This window comes from Streptomyces prasinopilosus, from assembly GCF_001419695.1.
In the GTDB taxonomy this organism is placed as follows: domain Bacteria; phylum Actinomycetota; class Actinomycetes; order Streptomycetales; family Streptomycetaceae; genus Streptomyces; species Streptomyces prasinopilosus.
The window spans coordinates 1-1,093 of record NZ_LIRG01000890.1; the positions used below are offsets into that span (position 1 = coordinate 1).

1 protein-coding gene is annotated in these 1,093 nt (G+C 75.7%); it reads left to right on the top strand.

Annotated elements, in window-relative coordinates; genetic code table 11:
* Window positions 1-136: 136 nt before the first annotated feature.
* Window positions 137-1,093 (top strand): winged helix DNA-binding domain-containing protein (locus AOK18_RS28080; RefSeq protein ID WP_055696145.1); only part of this gene is annotated, 957 nt, incomplete at its 3' end.

Sequence of the window (1,093 nt, forward strand, 5' to 3'; positions counted from 1 at the left end):
CCCGGAGCGGCGGTCCCGGAACAGCGGTCCCGGAACAGCGGTCCCGGAACAGCGCTCCGGAGCGGTGGCCGTCCCCGTGGCGGTGCTCCGGCCCTTGCGGACAGAAGGTGGCCGCAAGCCCCGATAGCGTGCGGGCATGACGAAGACGAAGCGGGGCGCCGCCCCGGGGCGGGGTCCGGCCGCCGTGCTCGACGCCCGGGCCCTGAACCGTGCCACCCTCGCCCGGCAGCTGCTCCTGCGGCGCTCCCCGCTGTCCGCGGAGGCGGCCGTGGAGCATCTGGTCGGCCTCCAGGCGCAGAACGCCAAGCCGCCGTACTACGCGCTCGCCGCCCGGCTCGACGGCTTCACGCCCGAGGCGCTGTCCCGGCCGATGGCCGACCGCGCGGTGGTCCGCATCGTCACCCTGCGCTCGACCATCCACACCCACACGGCCCAGGACTGCCTCACCCTGCGCCCCCTGGTGCAGCCCGCCCGCGACCGTGAGATCGCCTTTTTCCGCAAGGGGCTGTCCGGAGTCGACCTGGACCGGCTCGCCGTCCTCGCCCGGGACCTCGTCGAGGCCGAGCCGCGCACCGTGAAGCAGCTGCGCGAGGCCCTGCTCGGGGAATGGCCCCACGCCGACCCGCAGGCCCTGTCCGCCGCCGCCCGCTGCAGGCTGCCCCTCGTCCAGATCCCCCCGCGCGGACTGTGGGGCCGCGGCGGCCAGGTGACGCTCACCACCGCCGAACGGTGGCTGGGCCGGCCCGCCGAGCCCTCCCCGGGGCCGGACGCCGTCGTGCTGCGCTACCTCGCCGCCTTCGGGCCGGCCTCCGTGAAGGACATGCAGACCTGGGCCGGACTGACCAGGCTGCGCGAAGCCTTCGACCGCCTCCGCCCACGCCTGGTCACCTTCCACGACACCCACGGAACCGAGCTGTTCGACCTCCCCGACGCGCCCCGGCCCGACCCGGACACCCCGGCCCCGCCGCGGTTCCTGCCCGAGTTCGACAACCTGCTCCTCTCCCACGCCGACCGCACCCGTGTCGTGCCCCACGAACTGCGGGGCAGCACCTGGCGGGGGAACATCCCCCACCGCGCCCTGCTCGTCGACGGC